At 67.4% G+C, this 17,607-nt stretch carries 12 protein-coding genes; 9 read left to right on the top strand and 3 right to left on the bottom strand.

The features are described 5' to 3' along the window. Together DEU37_RS13545 and DEU37_RS13540 are read right to left on the bottom strand one after the other, a co-directional pair. Positions 1 to 1,833 (bottom strand): leucine-rich repeat domain-containing protein (locus DEU37_RS13545; protein WP_183043690.1); only part of this gene is annotated, 1,833 nt, incomplete at its 3' end. 518 nt (positions 1,834 to 2,351) lie between these two features. Continuing rightward, positions 2,352 to 2,975 (bottom strand): hypothetical protein, encoded by a 624-nt coding sequence (locus DEU37_RS13540; RefSeq protein WP_121191147.1) that lies wholly within the window; start codon positions 2,973 to 2,975, stop codon positions 2,352 to 2,354. A 350-nt stretch (positions 2,976 to 3,325) separates the two neighbouring features. Between DEU37_RS13540 and DEU37_RS13535 the strand changes: the two genes are divergently transcribed. From DEU37_RS13535 to DEU37_RS13490, 9 genes are all read left to right on the top strand, one after another. Next, positions 3,326 to 4,309, top strand: coding sequence for a beta-ketoacyl-ACP synthase III (locus DEU37_RS13535; protein WP_220699850.1), 984 nt, complete (start codon positions 3,326 to 3,328; stop codon positions 4,307 to 4,309). 381 nt (positions 4,310 to 4,690) lie between these two features. Further along, complete coding sequence (locus tag DEU37_RS15185) at positions 4,691 to 5,014, top strand: GNAT family N-acetyltransferase (protein WP_396652203.1); 324 nt, start codon at positions 4,691 to 4,693, stop codon at positions 5,012 to 5,014. A gap of 1,165 nt (positions 5,015 to 6,179) precedes the next feature. After that, on the top strand, positions 6,180 to 6,758 hold the full coding sequence (locus DEU37_RS13520) for a CatA-like O-acetyltransferase (RefSeq protein WP_220699849.1): 579 nt from the start codon (positions 6,180 to 6,182) through the stop codon (positions 6,756 to 6,758). A 68-nt stretch (positions 6,759 to 6,826) separates the two neighbouring features. Then, positions 6,827 to 8,965, top strand: coding sequence for an adenylate/guanylate cyclase domain-containing protein (locus tag DEU37_RS13515; RefSeq protein ID WP_183043689.1), 2,139 nt, complete (start codon positions 6,827 to 6,829; stop codon positions 8,963 to 8,965). Next, positions 8,962 to 10,377: a mechanosensitive ion channel domain-containing protein gene (locus tag DEU37_RS13510; protein WP_121191142.1), complete on the top strand. Its 1,416-nt coding sequence runs from the start codon at positions 8,962 to 8,964 to the stop codon at positions 10,375 to 10,377. Before DEU37_RS13515 ends, DEU37_RS13510 begins: the two co-directional genes overlap by 4 nt. Before the next feature lie 87 nt (positions 10,378 to 10,464). After that, on the top strand, positions 10,465 to 11,997 hold the full coding sequence (locus DEU37_RS13505) for a DNA-3-methyladenine glycosylase 2 family protein (protein WP_121191141.1): 1,533 nt from the start codon (positions 10,465 to 10,467) through the stop codon (positions 11,995 to 11,997). Beyond that, positions 11,994 to 12,488 (top strand): methylated-DNA--[protein]-cysteine S-methyltransferase, encoded by a 495-nt coding sequence (locus DEU37_RS13500; RefSeq protein WP_121191140.1) that lies wholly within the window; start codon positions 11,994 to 11,996, stop codon positions 12,486 to 12,488. Before DEU37_RS13505 ends, DEU37_RS13500 begins: the two co-directional genes overlap by 4 nt. Positions 12,489 to 12,854: 366 nt before the next feature. Further along, complete coding sequence (locus tag DEU37_RS13495; protein ID WP_121191139.1) at positions 12,855 to 14,720, top strand: ABC transporter ATP-binding protein; 1,866 nt, start codon at positions 12,855 to 12,857, stop codon at positions 14,718 to 14,720. After that, entirely contained in the window at positions 14,717 to 16,534 is a 1,818-nt protein-coding gene (locus DEU37_RS13490) for an ABC transporter ATP-binding protein (protein WP_121191138.1), read from the top strand. The genes DEU37_RS13495 and DEU37_RS13490 overlap by 4 nt, the downstream gene beginning before the upstream one ends. A 147-nt stretch (positions 16,535 to 16,681) precedes the next feature. Here the strand turns inward: DEU37_RS13490 and DEU37_RS13485 are convergent, their stop codons facing one another. After that, a complete protein-coding gene (locus DEU37_RS13485; protein ID WP_259457299.1) occupies positions 16,682 to 17,524 on the bottom strand; it encodes an endonuclease domain-containing protein in 843 nt (280 codons plus the stop codon). Positions 17,525 to 17,607 lie beyond the last annotated feature (83 nt).

Below are 17,607 nucleotides of genomic sequence, written 5' to 3'. Positions count from 1 at the left end.
CCGGGTCGTGATGGTGATGGTGTATCTGTGGGTGACATTTGGAGCGAAGCCGTTGGTCCCGGTTACCTCGAATGTGAACGTGCCTGCCGCGGTCGGGGTTCCGGATAGCGCTCCCGTAGGGGAGAGGGTCAGTCCGTCGGGAAGGTTCCCCGCTGTGACCGAGACTGTTGGTGCGGTCGGAGTGCCCTGCAGGGTGAAGTCGTAGGAGTAGGGCACGCCCAGCTCGCCGTCGACGGGGGTCCCGGAGACCACTACCTCCGTGGTCGTGATGGTGATGGTGTATCTGTGGGTGACATTTGGAGCGAAGCCGTTGGTCCCGGTTACCTCGAATGTGAACGTGCCTGCCGCGGTCGGGGTTCCGGATAGCGCTCCCGTAGGGGAGAGGGTCAGTCCGTCGGGAAGGTTCCCCGCTGTGACCGAGACTGTTGGTGCGGTCGGAGTGCCCTGCAGGGTGAAGTCGTAGGAGTAGGGCACGCCCAGCTCGCCGTCGACGGGGGTCCCGGAGACCACCACCTCTCCGCTGACGGCGTACGTCACTACCCCTTCGAAGGAGCCGGTCGCTCCGCCAATTGTGACGGAAGTTGTCCAGGACGCTTTCCCCGTGCCGACTGTGTTCCAAGTGATGTTCGTCCCAGTCACACTTCCGTGACCCGACGACACCGTCAGAGGAACCAAGGCCCGGTCTGCCGAACGCACCGGAGAAGGTGAACTCACACCCACCACTGCTCTGGCGCTGATCACCTGCCCTCCGACGTTCAGGCTTGTGAGGTTAGTGAGTCCTGCTAGCGCCGACAGATCGCCGACGTGATTCCCATAAAGGTTGAGGTTCGTGAGCTTGGTGAGACCAGCCAGCGGTGAGACGTTCTCTACCCGATTCGAGAAGATGTCCAGACTTGTAAGGCTGCTGACACTCGCCAACGGCGACACGTCTCGCAGCTGGTTTTTGAAGAGAACAAGGTTTGTGAGCTTGGTAAGTGAAGCCAGGGACGAGACGTCCCCGATCCGGTTGTCGTTGAGATTCAGGTGTGTGAGGTTCGTGAGGCTCGCCAACGACGACAGATCATCAATCTGATTGCGCCCGAGGTACAAGGCTTTGAGGTTGGTGAGGCCCGCTAGCCCCGACAGATCAGAAATCTGGTTTCCGCTGAGACTGAGGGTTGGGAGCTTCGTGAGTCGCGACAGTCCTGTCACGTTCCTCAGCTGATTCTCTGAGAGGTCCAAAGTAGTGAGATTGGTAAGACCTGACAACCCAGATACGTCTTCAATCCGGTTGCGACTTAGGAATAGTTGCCTGAGGTTGGTGAGGTTCGCCAGCGGTGACACGTCCGCCACCTGGTTTCCGGCGAGGACGAGATGAGTGAGCTTCGAGAGGCCCGCCAGCGGCGATACGTCGCGCACTTGGTTCCCGTACAGGCTGAGGCTCGTGAGGCTGGTGAGACCGGCCAGGGGCGACACATTCCCAATCGGATTACCGCTGAGTTCCAGGGTTGTGAGGTGTGACAGCCTCGCCAGCGGGGACACGTCACCAATCTGGTTGTTCGAGAGGTTGAGGCTTCTCAACGCGGTGAGCCCCGCCAAGGCCGACACATCGCTGACCTCATTCTTGGTGAGGTCGAGGCTGTCAAGGCTGGACGCGTATGAGAGGGGCGCAACATCCCGGATGCTGTCGCCAGAGCAGTGCAAGGAACGGATCGATGCCATCTGCGACTCGGTGATGGGCGCGGTGGTTGGCAAGCCCAGCTGCCGGGTGATGCAGGCTTTCAGATTCCCGTCGGCGAACACCACCACGTCTGAGGGCGCGGCGTGAGCGGCTCCCGCCCCGACCGAGAACATCGCCACACCCATCAATAGGCCACTCGTGAACCTGCAAAAACGCCCCAAACGCCCCAAAGAAGACACGAATCCCACTACTCCAACGATCACGACAGAAGATGAACGCCTCAGCATCGCCCAGCTGTCACGTTCCGTCCCCGAACTGATCTTCAGATGTCACACAAAGTAGGTATGATGCCAAACCGTCCTCGGACGAGGATCCGTGCCAGGGCAGTGAAGCGCCGCCGGGGAGAAGTGCGGTCGGAGAGCCTTGCTCGTGGTTTCCTCAGCCCACCGGCGGCCGGCGTCAGCAACGTCTCCAATGACGCCGCACGCAATCTGTACGGGACTCGCGCCGACAGCCTGGCGCAGGTTCTTACGCTTTTGGCCATTGCCAGATGGACACCCCATCTGGCAATGGTGGGGCCCGAACCACGCAACGGCCCGCGCTTCACACCGACATAGCAACCTGTGGGACGCCTCCCCATCGGGTAACGTCTGGTCAGAACGACACGAACACGCTCGAAGGAAGCTACTGCTTACAACCCGTCTGGCCTCGCAGACAGCCATCCCTTGAAGTGTTCCCGAACTGCCTTGCGTCGCGATGGTTCGAGCATGAACGTGTCAATACCGCCGTCGTACGGTGCGTAGAGCGCGCTCAGATCGGGTGGGGCGATCAGTAAGTGAGCAGTACCGGCGGCGGCGAGATCCAGCAGCAGTTCTCTCCGTTGCAGGCCGAGGCTGGAGTCGACCCAGAAGAAGGAGGGTATCGCCATCCCTTCGATGTCGCCGGAACGTCCTTTCCGCCACGCGCGTCGACACGGAAGGGCTTCAGCGCTCCAACCAGCGGCGCCATCGCGCTCGTCCCAGTCCTCAGCGATCGCCACCAGCGTGCTCGAGCGACCCGCGATCTGAGTCAGCACCTCTCGCTGGCGACGGCGGACCTCCCAGCGGTCCTGGCTGCTGTCAGCGAGGCGTCGGCCATCCGGGAACGTGTGAAACCTGACCCACCGATCGGGGTAGGCGCGACGGAGCCCGTCGGCAGTCGGTTCCGACCGTGCCCACAGCGCCTGCCACCTCGCGGTCAACGTGGCAAGATCGTCGTCGGCAGAGGGAGCATCGAAGCCGCCTGCAAATCTGTCCGTAGTTGCCATCTCCTTCACGCGGTGATCAAGATGCCGCGGCGGCGGTTCGTCTGATCAAGGCGTCTCTGACGCCGCTGTTCACACCCTGCCATGGGCAGCGCTCCTTGTCACGAGCCGATCGTCCAAGCTGTCTGCACACGCTGCGCGCGCCGGAGGGAGTGGGTAGTGAGAAGTGACACGCCTACCGTTGAGAACAGCCGCACGGTGATCCTGAGAGCTATTGACAGGGCGCCGGCGGCTCGCTCCCACGCGCTCAAAGTCGGAGCAGTTCAAACCCTCGAAGGCTGTGGGACGAGCGCATGTCTCCAAAAGTTGATTTGAGTCGTCCGGGCGAGGCATGCGCTGTGACTCTAGTTACAGTCGCCTCCATGACTACGCGCGCGACGTCAACACAATCGCCAGGATTCACCCTCAACGTACGTATGGCTGGGTTCGGGCATTATCAACCGAGCCGTGTCGTGACCAACGACGATATTGCCGCCATTGTCGATACCAACGATGAGTGGATCAGGCAGCGCGTGGGCATCCGGGAGCGACGGTTCGCGGAGACCGAGACCGTGGCTGACATGGCCGCGTTCGCCGCTCGTGATGCACTGAACCGCACCGAGGTACCCGCATCGGCCGTGGACCTCGTGATTGTTGCTACGTGTACGAACGTCGACCGATCGCCGAATACCGCCGGGCGAGTCGCGGAAATGCTGGGACTATCCGGTGCGACGGTTTTCGACGTGAACGCCGCTTGCTCTGGTTTCGTACATGCTTTCGCGTTGGCGACTCAGGTAATCGCCACGGGCGCCGCCTCAACTGCGCTCGTGATCGGGTCCGAGCGGCTCAGCGACGTGACCGACTGGTCCGATCGCTCGACCTCGGTGCTGATCGCGGACGGCGCCGGAGCCGTCATATTGCGTGCGAGCGCCACCGGCGGCGTGTCTCGCGTTGTCTGGGGTTCAGCCCCCGGCCTCTCGAATGCGGTGCGTATCGAGCGACCATCCGAGAAGTTCAGCCAGGACGGTAGCGCCGTGCTCCGATGGGCTATCACTGAGGCGGCGGGTCATGCCCGATCAGCTATCGAAGCGGCCGGCCTTACACCCGAGGACATCGGTGTTTTTGTGCCCCATCAAGCCAACCTGCGGATCATCGATCCACTCGTCGAACAGCTCGGCTTCACCGAGACAGTGATTGCGCGGGATATCGAAGAGTCAGGCAATACCTCGGCTGCGAGCATCCCTCTGGCTCTCTCCAAACTCGCTAGTCGGGGAGAACTTCCGCCTTCGACACCGGTCCTTTTCTTCGGGTTCGGCGGAGGATTCTCCTATGCCGGGATAGTGGCGCTCTCACCCGAGGCGCGCTGAACGAGCGCGCTTAGCTGTGTTGCCAAGCGCGCGGCTAGCGCTTTACGAGCCCTGCTCATCGCTCAGCCGCAAGACGGTCGCCGCCTCGAGCGGTGTCGTACAGAGTGGGTGTGAGTTCGTGATGGTTCGCGTCCTGCCAACCTGCGCGATGCCGAAGAGGAAGGAAGCGGGGCGGGATTCGACGACAGTTTGGGGCGAGACTAGCTGGCGGGCGGTCGCCATGTTAGAGATGATGGCTCGGTGGCGACCGAAAGCGCTGGCTTAAGAGCACGGAAGCTTGCTGAGTCCGATTGGGAGTGGATCCAGCAGTGGTTCGCCGATCCCGTTCTCAACGCGCGCCTCGGCCCCTTGGATGACGCATGGCTACGCGAGGTCCTGGCTATGGAGCAAGGAGTGCAGCTCGTTATCTGCGGGCCCAGCGGCCAACCCGTGGCATTGGTCGGATGTGCTTGGGGTGCTGCCGGTGCTCCACACGCGCTTACAGACGTCGCCGTAAAGCCACAACTTCGTGGCTGCGGATATGGGCGAGAAGCTTTGTGCACGGCGACGAGCTACCCGGGGCACCCCGTAGGCGCTGGCTGGCTCGCCTTCGTCGACCCCAACAACTCCGATGCCTTCTCCTTCTTCACTCGATGCGGTTGGCAACACGAAGGCCTTGATGCGGGTATGCGCCGCTTCGCCACCCGTATGCCGGCGAGGCGATGACGGCTCTTCGCGTCAACCTTCGCAGCTGCGTTCAGCCGTGATGGCCACGATGCTGCCAGGCAACATCAATGCGTCGTCCGTTTGAGTTCGAGCCATCGATTGAGCAGATCTTTGGACGGAGTCGGATGCACCCGGCCTCTCTCGATGATCCCTTTCGTGTCCGCAGGACGGCGCTCTCGAGCGGGCCAGCGAGACCTAGTTGTATGAGGCCAGGAAGGCCGGTGTCGCTGAAGCGGGCGGCTTTCCGCGGTGAGCGCGGTCGGGCCGGTGGTGTTTGTTATGCAGGTTCTAGGCTTCCGAGGCGCTCTCGCGCCCTTCAGCGCGTTAGCGAATGCCGCAGAACGGCAGCAGAAGCCGTCGAGATCTACCAAGACACCCGGTGGCAGCCGGCTACCCGGCCCTGCTACCTCGACGTCCCGACCGCCCGCGCGCTCCGCCGAGATGGTGTGACCATGGTGAGGATCACCCGCCGCCGCTTCGGCGGGTCATGGCCGTTCCGGAGTCAGCGTCAGCGCCAGGGGCACGACATCTCGCTCAGCCGTAACCTCGAGTACAAGGCCGGCTGGTGACCCCGCGGGAAGCCATGGCGTTTCATCGGATCTGCCCGCGAAGATGAGCCGTCTGCGCACCCGTGTGGAGGGTGGTGTTCTCTGAGGATGCCGAGTGCGGGGTGCCAGCGGCGGCGGTGTCGCCGCTGCGGAGCGGCCCCGACGGTGAGTCGAGACGCCCTCGCCGCCGGGGCCGCGTCGACGCGAAGAGAGAAGGAGGAGGTGGGCACGATCGCCAACGACGCGTGAGCCCGATGGTAGTGATGAGGCATATCCCCGCGGTGACGGCGAGGAAAGTCAATGCGGACATGAAGCAGCTGGCCCATTCGGAGTCGGCAGCGGGAGAGTTCATCAGGGCGAGCGGAGCCGGCCCGAACGGGGCAATGAGTACCATGAGCCGGCTCCCGAGGTCTTTCTTCCTGAATGGAGTGATCGTCGCCACTGGCTCACCTCGGGGTCGCGTACATCCGGCAAATATCCACGAAAGTGGATCGGAATGCGGAGGTCATGGTCGCCGCGGAGCGTGTTCGGAACAATGGGACCGTGGCCCCCGTTACCCTGGACACCCGATCGTGGGCGCGACGCGAGCATTTCGATCACTATCGGGAAGCCTCGCCGTGTGTACGTACTCGATCACTGTTGAGGTCGACGTCTCGTCGCTCGTGGATGCCGTCCGCCGGAGCGAGAGCCGTCTGTACGTGACGCCGATCTGGGCCCTCGCAACCATCGTGAACCGACACGACGAGTTCAGGATGCGGCTCGATGAGAGGGGGCGTGCCGCCGTGTGGTCGGTGCTGCACCCGTCCTTCACGGTCTTACACGCCGAGTCGGAGAGTTTTTCGGCGGCGTGGACGCGCTACGACTCCGACTGCTCGACGTTTCATGATCGCGCCGCACTCATCGCGGACTCTCACGCGAAGCAGCAGAAGCCGTTCGCGGACCCGACGCTTCCTCCAAACGCATTCGACGTATCCAGCATCCCCTGGATCTCCTTCACGGCGTTCACCCTCAGCATTCGCGACGCCTGGCGTCACCTCGCCCCGATCTTCACCATCGGCCGGCACGGCACCCGCGATGACCGCGTCATGATGCCACTCGCAGTTGAGGCCCACCATGCCGCCGTCGACGGATTCCACGTCGCCCGGTTCTTCAATGAGCTGCAGGATCTGTGCGGTCACACCGATTGGGTCCGCTGACGCCGTTTGGCGGCGATGAAGAGTCGATTCCTGGCGCTAGAGTAAGCGGACTTGGGGAAGGGATGCGAATGTCCGGTGCGGTGGAGAAGCTCGGCGGAGATCGGCAGCGGCGCCCGTTCGGTCGGCTGAGCGTGCAGTCGCGGTTGCTCGTCATGCTGCTCGTCGTCGGCATCGTCGCGGCGGGTGTGGTCGGACTGATCGGCTACATCAGCGGTCGAGACTCGCTGCAGGCGGCGATCGTTGACAAGCTCACGGCGGCGCGGGAGCTGCGCACCGGCGAGGTCTCGGCCCTGATCGGCGAAATCCAGCGCGAATCCTCTCTCGCCACGGACAACTCCAGCGCCCGCGACGCATCGATCGCGCTGAACGCCGGGTGGGCGGCGTTGTCGTCGGCGGCGGTGACGCCGACCGAACGGACGGAGCTGGAGAGCTACTACCGGGAGTCGTTCCTGCCGGGCCTCGAGAAGGCGACCGGCGAGCGGTATGCGGATGGCGCGTTCATCCCGGACAGTGCCGCCGGCGCCTACCTGCAGTACTGGTACACACGTCAAGGCGGCGGCTCCGCGGCATCCCTCGACCTCAAGGACGCGGGCGACGGGAGTGCGTACAGCGCCGCCCACGCGATCGCGCAGGGGTACTTCGCGAACCTCGTCGAGACCGTCGGCTACCAGGACGTGCTGGTGATGAATCTCGACGCGGACGTGGTCTTCAGTACCTACAACACCCCCGCGCTGGGGACGAGCCTCGATGGAGGGCCGTTCCGCGACAGCAAACTGGCCGAGGGATATCGGAAGGCGATGGCGACGAACTCTGTCGACACCGTCGTGACCACTGACATCGAGTCATGGGCACCCTCCCAGGGCGCGGCTGCGATGTGGGTCGTCTCGCCCATCGGCGACGAGTCAGGCATCACGGGCGCGATGGCTCTGCAGATTCCCGTCTCATGGATCAACGACGTAACGACCGGCTACGAGCAGTGGAAGTCGCAGGGCCTGGGCGACACTGGGGAGGTCTACCTCGCCGGCACGGACGGCCTCATGCGGTCGAACTCGCGCCAGCTCATCACCTCCCCGGAGACATACGCGCAGGGCGTCATCGACAACGGCACATCCGCTGAGGATGCGAACCGCATCGTCGAGGTCGGCGACTCGACGATCCTGCAGAGCGTCGACCAAGAGCCCGTGCGCCGTGCACTGGCGGGACAGACGGGAAACATGGTCTCCGGGCAATACATCGGCTCGGAGAGCATCACGGCGTACGGCCCTGCGAACATCGAAGGACTCGATTGGGTGGTGGTCGCGCGGATGGAGACAACCGAAGCGTTCGCTCCGGTTGCAGACTTCACCCGCACGCTGCTTCTATCGGTGCTGGGCCTGATCCTCGCCATTAGTGTGCTCTCGCTGCTGCTGTCGCAGGCCTTCACCGCCCCGCTGCGGCGGCTCGCAGCTGCCGTTCGCCGCGTCGCCGGGGGCGACTACGGCGTGCGCGTCGCCGTCGGCGGCGTTGACGAGATGGGGGAGCTGTCGCGGGACTTCAATGAGATGGCGGCGGGACTCCAGATAAAGCAGGACCTCATCGATAGTCAACGCGAGGAGAACGAGCGGCTCTTGCGCACCCTCATGCCGGACAGCCTGGCGGCTCGCTATCGCGAGGGTGAGCAGACGATCGCGGAGCAGCACGAGGACGTCGCCGTCGTGTACGCCGAGCTGCTCGGCGTCGATGACTTCTCCCGCGCGCTCGACGGTCAGCAGGAGACCCACGCGCTCAACGAGCTCATGCGAGGCTTCGAGGAGGCTGCGGAGCGTGTCGGTGTCGAGTCCGTGCGTACACTGCGGGGCGGCTACCTCGCCAGCTGCGGGCTGACGATCCCCCGCGTGGACAATGCGCGCCGCGCTGTCGAGTTCGCGCTCGAGATGCACACTCATGTGCGACGTTTTAACGAGCGCACCGGCTCGAGTCTGGAACTTCGCGCCGGTGTCGACACCGGCGCCGTGACGAGTGGCCTCGTGGCTCGTTCGAGCCTCGCCTACGATCTTTGGGGCGAAGCCGTCGACCTCGCCAGTCGCGTCCGTCGCGCCGTGGACGCGCCGGGCGTCTACGTTAGCGACGCCGTGCACGACCGCGTGCACGGGCTCTGGGAGTTCACTGAGGTCGGCACCGTCGACTCCTCCGGTCGTACGAGCGCGGTCTGGCGGGTCACCGAATGATCCCCGTCCTCGCCGAGGGGTGGGTGTGGTGGGCCGCGGCCCTCGCCATCGGCGTTCCGCTGGTTCTTGTAGCGCTTACGGAGATCATCGGCGTGCTGCGTCGTCGTCGGAACCCCGCCGTGCGCCCCTTGCTCCTCCTGCGCAATGCGGTCGTCCCGGTGGCAGCCCTCGTCGCGCTGCTCGCCTTCGCGACACGGTCCGACCAGGACCTCGTCTGGGTGCGCATCGTCGGTACGATGCTCGGGTTCCTGCTCATCCTGCTGGTGCTCAGCGGTGTCAACGTTGCCTTGTTCTCGACGGCGCGCGAGGGGACATGGCGCGAGCGTGTGCCGACGATCTTCGTCGAGATCGTGCGGCTGCTGCTGGTCGTGGTCGGCCTCGCCGTGCTGTTCCAGGTGGTCTGGAACGCCGATATTGAGGGGTTGATCGCAACCCTCGGCGTCACCTCCATCATCGTGGGGTTGGCGTTGCAGAATGCGGCCGGCGGCATCGTCTCCGGACTGCTCGTCCTTTTCGAGCAGCCCTTTAAGCTCGGCGACTGGATCGAGACGGATGGTGCGTCGGGGCGCGTGGTCGAGGTCAACTGGCGCGCTCTGCATATCGACACCGGTTCGGGGCTGCAGGTGATTCCCAACGCGACTCTCGCCGGCGCATCATTTCGCAATCTGAGCCGGCCCGCCGGGCCCTTCGTCGTCGTCGTTCCCGTCGCGTTCGCACCGAGCGATGCGCCGCACGAGGTGGCGGCTGTGCTGCGCCGCACGGCGGACGACATGCCGATGCGGATCCCCGAACGGCCCTCGGCCGTGCAGTACGGCGGATCCGGTGCCTACACCGTGGAGATCCCCGTCGCCGCGCCGAGTCAGTCGGACGAGACGGTCGCGGAGTTCTTCGGGCGGCTGTGGTACGCGGCGCGTCGCCACGGCCTGTCGCTCGACAAGGTAGGGCCCGACGACGCCGCGAACGAGGCGCGCGTGCGCGCGGCGGTCGAGGTTTCGGCCCGCGCCCTCCACCTCGACGATGAGCTGCGCACGGCGGCTCTGAGCGCGTGCACTACCGAGCAGTACGCGCCGGGGGAGTACCTCGGTCGAGCGGGAGCCGTGCCCTCTGTCGTGTGCTACCTCGTCGAGGGCTCCGCGCGGCTGACCGTGCCCACACCGCGGGGAGACGTCGTCTGCGGAGATCTGCGCGAGGGTGAGTTCGTGGGGACGGCTGCTGTGACGCGCGAGCCGGCTCTCGTGACCGCTGTCGCCGCGGCTCCGACGACCCTGCTCGTTCTGCCCGTCGATCTCGTCGCCCGGATCATTCGGGCCTACCCGATGTTCGCATCGGAGTTGGGCGCAGACATGGAACTGCGGCGAGCGCAGGTGGAGCGCGCGCTGCGGGACCGTCCACCCGTCCCCGCCTCTGGGTGACGTCCGGCGGCCAGGTCGCTGACGCTGCCCTGCCGCCGTGTCCGATTTCCGCGAGCCACCGCGCGTCGAGCGTGTCAGGCTGGGAACATGAACTCATCGCCCGGCACCTCCGCGATGACGTTCGACGAGCGCTACCGCGCCATCGACGCCCGTGACGCGCGCTTCGACGGTCAGTTCGTCACGGCGGTGCGTTCGACCGGCATCTACTGCCGTCCCAGCTGTCCCGCGCGCACGCCCAAGCCCGCCAACGTCACGTTCTATCCCACGTCGGCCGCGGCCCACGAGGCGGGGTACCGGGCCTGCAAGCGGTGCCTGCCGGAAGCCGCGCCCGGCTCACCCGCGTGGGACCTGCGCGGTGACATCGCCGGACGCGCGATGCGGCTCATCGCCGACGGCGTCGTCGAGCGCGAAGGCGTTCCGGGGCTCGCGCGCCGCCTCGGCTACTCGGCTCGCCACCTCACGCGCCTGCTGACCGCCGAGCTCGGCGCCGGGCCCCTCGCCCTCGCCCGCGCTCAGCGGGCGCATACCGCGCGGATGCTCCTCGTCTCCACCGACCTACCGGCCGCCGACGTCGCCTTCTCCGCCGGATTCGCCAGCGTCCGTCAGTTCAACGACACGGTGCGCGAGGTGTTCGGCCTCTCGCCGAGCGACCTGCGTGCGCGCCGACCGGCGGCGGCGCGCGCAGTGAGCACACCTGCGGCGGGGACGATCGACCTCGTGCTGCCGTACCGTGCACCGTTCGATGCCGCGGGGCTCTTCGCGTGGATGCGCGCCCGCGCCGTCGCGGGAGTCGAAGAGGCCGGCGACGACGCATTCGCCCGCGTTCTGCGTCTGCCCGGGGGCCCGGTCTGGTTCGCGATCCGGATCGATGGCGCGGGGAAGCTGCGGCTGAACGCCCGGTTGACCCACCTCGGCGATCTTCCTGTGCTGGTGAGCCGCGTACGGCGGCTGTTCGACCTCGACGCCGACCCGACGGCGGTGGATGCCGCGTTGTCGGCGCATCCTGCCGTCGCGCCGCTGGTCGCCGCGACCGGCGGCATCCGGGTGCCCGGCACCGCCGACCCGCACGAGATGCTCATCCGCGCGATGATCGGTCAGCAGATCACCGTCGCGGCCGCACGCACGGCTCTGACCGCGCTGACGGCCGAACTGGGGGAGCGCGTGGCGCCGCATGACGGCCTCGACCGCCTCTTTCCCACGATGACGGCCATCGCCGAGCACGGGAGCGAGGTGCTGCGCGGCCCCGCCGCGCGCATCCGCGCGGTCACCGGTGCCGCTGCGGCGCTCGCCTCGGGCGCGCTCGAGCTGGGTCCCGGCGATGACAGCCTCGCGCAGCGCGAGGCGCTGCTGGCACTGCCCGGCGTCGGACCCTGGACCGCCGACTACGTGCGCATGCGCGTGCTCGGCGACCCCGACATCACCCTGCCCGGCGACGTCGCCGTCCGCGCCGGAGCGGCAGCGGCGGGCATCCCCGGCGACCCGCGCGGGTACGAGGCGTGGGCCGTCCGTGCCGCGCCCTGGCGCAGCTATCTCACCGCCCACCTCTGGCGCGCCGCGCCGACCACGGCGATCCGTGACCCCCGCGCACGCACCGCACCCCGCGAACGGAGCCCTCGATGACCGCGACCATCCAGACGATCCCCACTGCCGACGGCCCCTTCACGCTGCTCGCCGATGACCGCGGACGCGTGCTCGCGAGCGGCTGGAGCGCTGACCCCGCCGCCATCCTCGGCCGGATCGCCCTCGCCCCCGGGGACGTCCGCGAGGGGGAGACGGATGCCGCATCCGCCGTGGACGCGTACTACTCGGGTGACCTGACGGCGATCGACACGGTCGCCGTCGCCCAGACCGGCACCGCTCTGCAACTCGAAGGGTGGGCGGCGTTGCGCCGCATCGCCGCGGGCCACCCCCTCACGTACGCGGAGTTCGCCGCCGCGCTGGGACGGCCCGCGGCCGTGCGCGCCGCGGCATCCATCTGCGCCCGCAACGCCCCGGCCCTGTTCGTGCCCTGCCATCGGGTGCTCCGCACGGGCGGTGCCCTCGGCGGTTTCGCCTGGGGTCTCGACGTGAAGCGCGCGCTGCTCGCGCGGGAGTCGGTCGCGCGCGCCTGAGGCGCCGCTGTGAAAAAATCCTTGCCCCCGGTGAACGCAGCGGCATAGGCTGGAGGGCTGTCGCGCCCGTGCGGAAACCGCGTGGGCCGCAGTCCCCGTTCACCGACTCCCTGGAGGAAGCCATGTCCACGGCCATCGTCACCACGAAGCCCGCCTTCCTCCGTCCGTCGAACGCCGCCCCGGCCGCGTTCGAGGCCGCCGGAGTCGGTCGGGGATAACGCGCCGCGCGTCCTCCTTCGGCGGCATCGTCCCGCCGCGCGTTACCTCCGACAGGGCCTCACCGTCCTGCCGCGCCTTCGTGCGCCCACCCGTCACCTCCTGCCGGCCGCGTGACCCCGGCATCCGTTCCACCCCTCCGCAAGGATCATGACCTCTTCCTCTTCGCCCTCCGAGCTCGCCCCTCCTGCCGCGCGCCTGTCGACGGTGCGCGCGCTCGCACGCCTGTATCCCTTCGCCAAATCCGTCCTGCCCCGACTCGTGCTCGGCGCCGTCAGCGCGCTCGTGGCGAGTCTGCTCGCCCTCTCGATTCCGCTCGTGCTCGAAGTGCTCGTGCAGGGTCCCATCGCCGCGGGAGCGAGCGCCACCGGCGATCGCAGCCAGCTCGTGTGGGGCGCCGCTCTCATCCTGGTGCTCGGCCTGCTCGAAGCCGTCATGGTGTGGCTGCGGCGCTGGTTCGTGCTGGCACCGTCGACCAAGGTCGAGTACGACCTGCGCACGAGCTTCTACGAGCGCCTCCAGCGCCTGCCGGTCGCGTTCCACGACCGCTGGCAGTCGGGACAGCTGCTCTCGCGCATGATGCAGGACATCAGCATGCTGCGGCGCTGGATGGCCTTCGGCATCGTCCTGCTCGTCGTCAACCTGCTGACGATCCTCGTGGGGATGGCGCTGCTGTTCCGTTGGCACTGGGCGCTCGGCGTCACCTTCCTGATCGTCTGCGCCCCGCTCTGGTACGCCGGCTACCGGTTCGAGAAGACCTACGGCACGCTCGCGCGCCAGAGCCAGGACCAGGCCGGAGACCTCGCGACCAGCGTGGAGGAGAGCGTCCACGGCATCCGGGTGCTGAAGGCGTTCGGGCGCGGCAAGCATGCCCTCCTCAAGTTCACCCGTCAGGCCGAGACCCTCCGCGAGACCGAGCTGAGCAAGGCGCGCGCCGTCGGCTGGATCTGGTTCTGGCTCGTGCTGCTGCCCGAGATCGCGTTCGCGTTGTGCCTCGGCGTCGGCATCGTGCTGCAGCAGCTCGGCCAGCTCGGCATCGCCGAGCTCGTCGCGTTCTTCGCGATGGCCACCGTGCTGCGCTGGCCGATGGAGTCGATCGGCTTCCTCTTCTCGTTCCTGCTCGACGCCCGCACCGCGAGCGACCGCATCTTCGAGGTGTTCGACGAGGAGAACACGATCACCGATCCCGCCGCGCCCGTCGTGCTGGGCGCATCGCGCGGCGCACTCGCGTTCGAGGGCGTGCACTTCCGCTACCAGGATGCCGTGGCGCGGGAGCGGGATCTGCTCGACGGCATCGATCTCACGCTCGTGCCGGGCGAGACCATGGCGCTCGTGGGGCTCACCGGATCGGGCAAGACGACCTTGACCACCCTGCCCGCTCGCCTGTACGACGTCACCGCAGGGCGCGTGACGATCGATGGCGTGGACGTCCGCGACCTCACCCTGAAAGAGCTGCGCACCCACGTCGGCATGGCCTTCGAGGACTCGACACTGTTCTCCCAGACCGTGCGCGAGAACGTGCTGCTGGGTCGTGAAGACCTGGCGCCGGCCAGCGCGCAGGCCGAGGCGGTGCTGCGTGAGGCGCTCGCCGTCGCGCAGGCCGGTTTCGTGGACGAGCTGCCCGACGGGGTCGACACGATCATCGGCGAAGAGGGGCTCTCGCTCTCGGGCGGTCAGCGCCAGCGCCTCGCGCTGGCCCGTGCGATCGCGGCCCGTCCGGCCGTGCTCGTGCTCGACGACCCGCTGTCGGCGCTCGACGTCGACACCGAGGCGCTCGTGGAGGACGCCCTGCGCGATGTGATGGCCGACACGACGACCCTCGTCATCGCGCACCGACCCTCGACGGTCACCCTCGCCGACCGGGTGGCGCTGCTCGAAGAGGGGCGCATCACCGCCGTCGGCACCCACACCGAGCTGCTGCGCACCAGCGAGCACTACCGGCACGTCATCTCGAGCCTCGAGGATGCCGAAGCACAAGAGAACACCCGCCTGCGGGAGACGGAGGTGAACCTGTGAGTACGGCATCCGTCGCCGGAACCACCGGTGAAGACCGCTCGGACTACACGCGCGACGAATCGCGTTCCATCCGGCAGCGTTCGCTGCGGCTGCTCGGATCGCTCGTCGATCCGCTGCGGTGGCAGCTCGTGCTGGCTCTCGTCGTGCTGGTGATCTCCACCGCGCTGCGCGTGGCCGGCCCCGCTCTGATCGCCTACGGCCTCAACACGGCGCTTCCGCAAGCCATGCAGGATGCCGACTGGATGCCCACCATCGTCATCGTCGTCGTGTACCTCCTCGCCGGCGTCGGCGGTGCTGCGCTCATCGGCTGGTACGCGGTCGTGGCCGCGCGGCTGACGCAGGCTGTCATGCTTGACCTGCGCACCCGCATCTTCCTGCACACGCAGCGACTGAGCCTTGAGTTCCACGAGTCTTACACGTCGGGGCGCATCATCTCGCGTCAGACGAGCGACCTCGACTCCATCCGCGAGCTGCTCGACGGGGGCCTGAACGAGCTGGTCTCGGGCGTGCTCTACGGGGCGTTCACCCTGATCGCGCTGCTGCTGCTGGACTGGCAGTCGGGTGTCATCCTCGCGGTCGCCGGCATCCCGCTGTACCTGCTGATGCGCTGGTTCTACCGCAACTCGCAGCGTGCGTACCGCGAGTCGCGAGTGGTCAGCGCGAAGGTCATCGTCAAGTTCGTCGAAACGATGACCGGCATCCGCGCCGTCAAGGCGTTCCGCAAGGAGCCGCGCAACGACGAGGAGTTCGGCGAGCTGTCGGGTCAGTACCGCGACGTCAACATGCGCTCGCTGCGCCTGTTCGGAACGTTCGAGCCGGGCATGATGGCGGTCTCCGCGTTCGCCGTGGCCGGTGTGCTGCTCTGGGGCGGTCTGCGGGTGGTGGACGGGGCGCTGCTGGTGGGAACGCTGCTGGCCGCCGTGCTGTACGTGCGGAACTTCTTCTCGCCCCTCCAGGAAGTGGCGATGTTCCTGAACTCGTACCAGTCGGCGACCGCCGCCCTCGAGAAGGTCTCGGGGGTGCTGGAGGAGCAGCCCACCGTTCCCGACCCTGCACGTCCGGTCGACCTGTGGAAGGCCGCGGGGCACGTCGAGTTCCGGGACGTCGTCTTCGGCTACTCCGACGAGCGCACGATTCTGCCGCACTTCTCGCTCGACATCCCCGCCGGTCAGACCATCGCCCTGGTGGGAACGACCGGGGCCGGCAAGTCGACGCTCGCCAAGCTCGTGTCACGGTTCTACGACCCGTCGCGAGGCGCCGTGACACTCGATGGCGTCGATCTGCGGGAGCTGCACCCCAAGGACCTCCGCCGCGCCATCGTGATGGTCACGCAGGAGGCGTACCTCTTCAGCGGCACGGTCGCTGACAACATCGCGCTCGGAAAGCCCGACGCGACGTTCGAGGAGATCCGCGCGGCTGCCCGTGCCGTCGGCGCGGACACCTTCATCGAGCGGCTGCCGGACGGGTACGACACCGACGTGAACAAGCGCGGCGGTCGCGTGTCGGCAGGACAGCGTCAGCTGATCTCCTTCGCGCGCGCCTTCCTCGCCGACCCCGCGGTGCTCATCCTCGATGAGGCGACCGCGTCGCTGGACATCCCCAGCGAGAGGCAGATCCAGGCCGCGCTGCAGACGCTGCTGGCCGACCGCACCGCGATCATCATCGCGCACCGGCTGTCGACGGTGTCGATCGCCGACCGCGTGCTGGTGATGGAGCACGGCCGCATCATCGAGGACGACACCCCCGCGGAGCTGATCGCCGGTACGGGCAAGTTCGCCCAGCTGCACAGCGCCTGGAAGCAGTCGCTCGTCTGACGCCGCCGACGCGGCCATCTCCACAACCGCAGATTCGGAGATGAGCAACAGAATCGGATGCCGGGGCTCTCGGCATCCGATTCTGTTGCGTTGGTCCGCTTCTGATGCGCGCCGGGTCGCCGCGCGCGGGGGCACGGTGCGGGCGCGTCAGCGGGCGAGGTGCAGGCCCTGCGCGATCGCGCGGAGGATCGCCGTCTCGACGCGCGGCCACTGGTGCACGACCTCGGCGTACGTGAAGCGGAGCACCGTGTAGCCGTGGGCGGTCAGTTCGCGGTCGTGGTGCAGGTCGCGGCCGCGGTCGGCGGCCGAGGAGTGGAAGGCATAGCCGTCGAGCTGGGTGACGAGCCGGTCCCCGATGAGGCCGTCGACGCGGTGTCCGAGCAGCAGCACCTGCTGGCGCACCGTCACACCGAACGCGCGGATCCGCGAGGCGAAGAGCGTTTCGATACCCGAGTCGCTCAGGCCCGTGACGTCGGCGGCCACCCGCCGCGCGTCGGGGGTGCGCCAGCGGTACCGCCGCAGCACCGGGAGCGGCAGTCGCTCGAGGCGGACGGCCGACTCCCACACCACCAGCGCGTCCTCGTACGGCAGACACCCGGCGATTTGCGCGAGGGCATCGGGCACCGACTCCACGAGGGTGTGCGGGTGCGACGGCACCATCGGCGCATCCCAGTGCATCACCGCCGCGTCGCCGGCCCGCGGCCGGTGTGCGTGAGCGCGGACGTGCAGGTGCGGCCGGAGCGTCGTGGCCGGCGGCATCCACCACCCTCGGTGCTTCGCGGCGGAGACACACGCCAGTCGGGCGCTGACCTCGGCGGCCTGCACCAGGGCTTGCGGGGCCGCGGACGTCGCCACCCAATAACGGCGCACGCGGCGCACTTCCCCCGCCGCAATGGCTGCCCGCAACGCCGTCGGGCGGATGCCGGCATCGAGCACCACCTGTCGATGCACGATGCCGCCACCCGCCGCCACCAGCTCCCCGATCCCCACCGTGTCAGCCTCGCCCACCGCGCACGGCCGCGGACACATCTGCGGGCGATCGTGCATAACCTGCTCGTGTCCGCTCCTGGGGA

The sequence above is a fragment of the Microbacterium sp. AG790 genome, assembly GCF_003634765.1.
Lineage (GTDB): Bacteria > Actinomycetota > Actinomycetes > Actinomycetales > Microbacteriaceae > Microbacterium.
The sequence above is the reverse complement of the archived record's forward strand: the minus strand, read 5'-3'. Positions and strand labels throughout refer to the sequence as shown.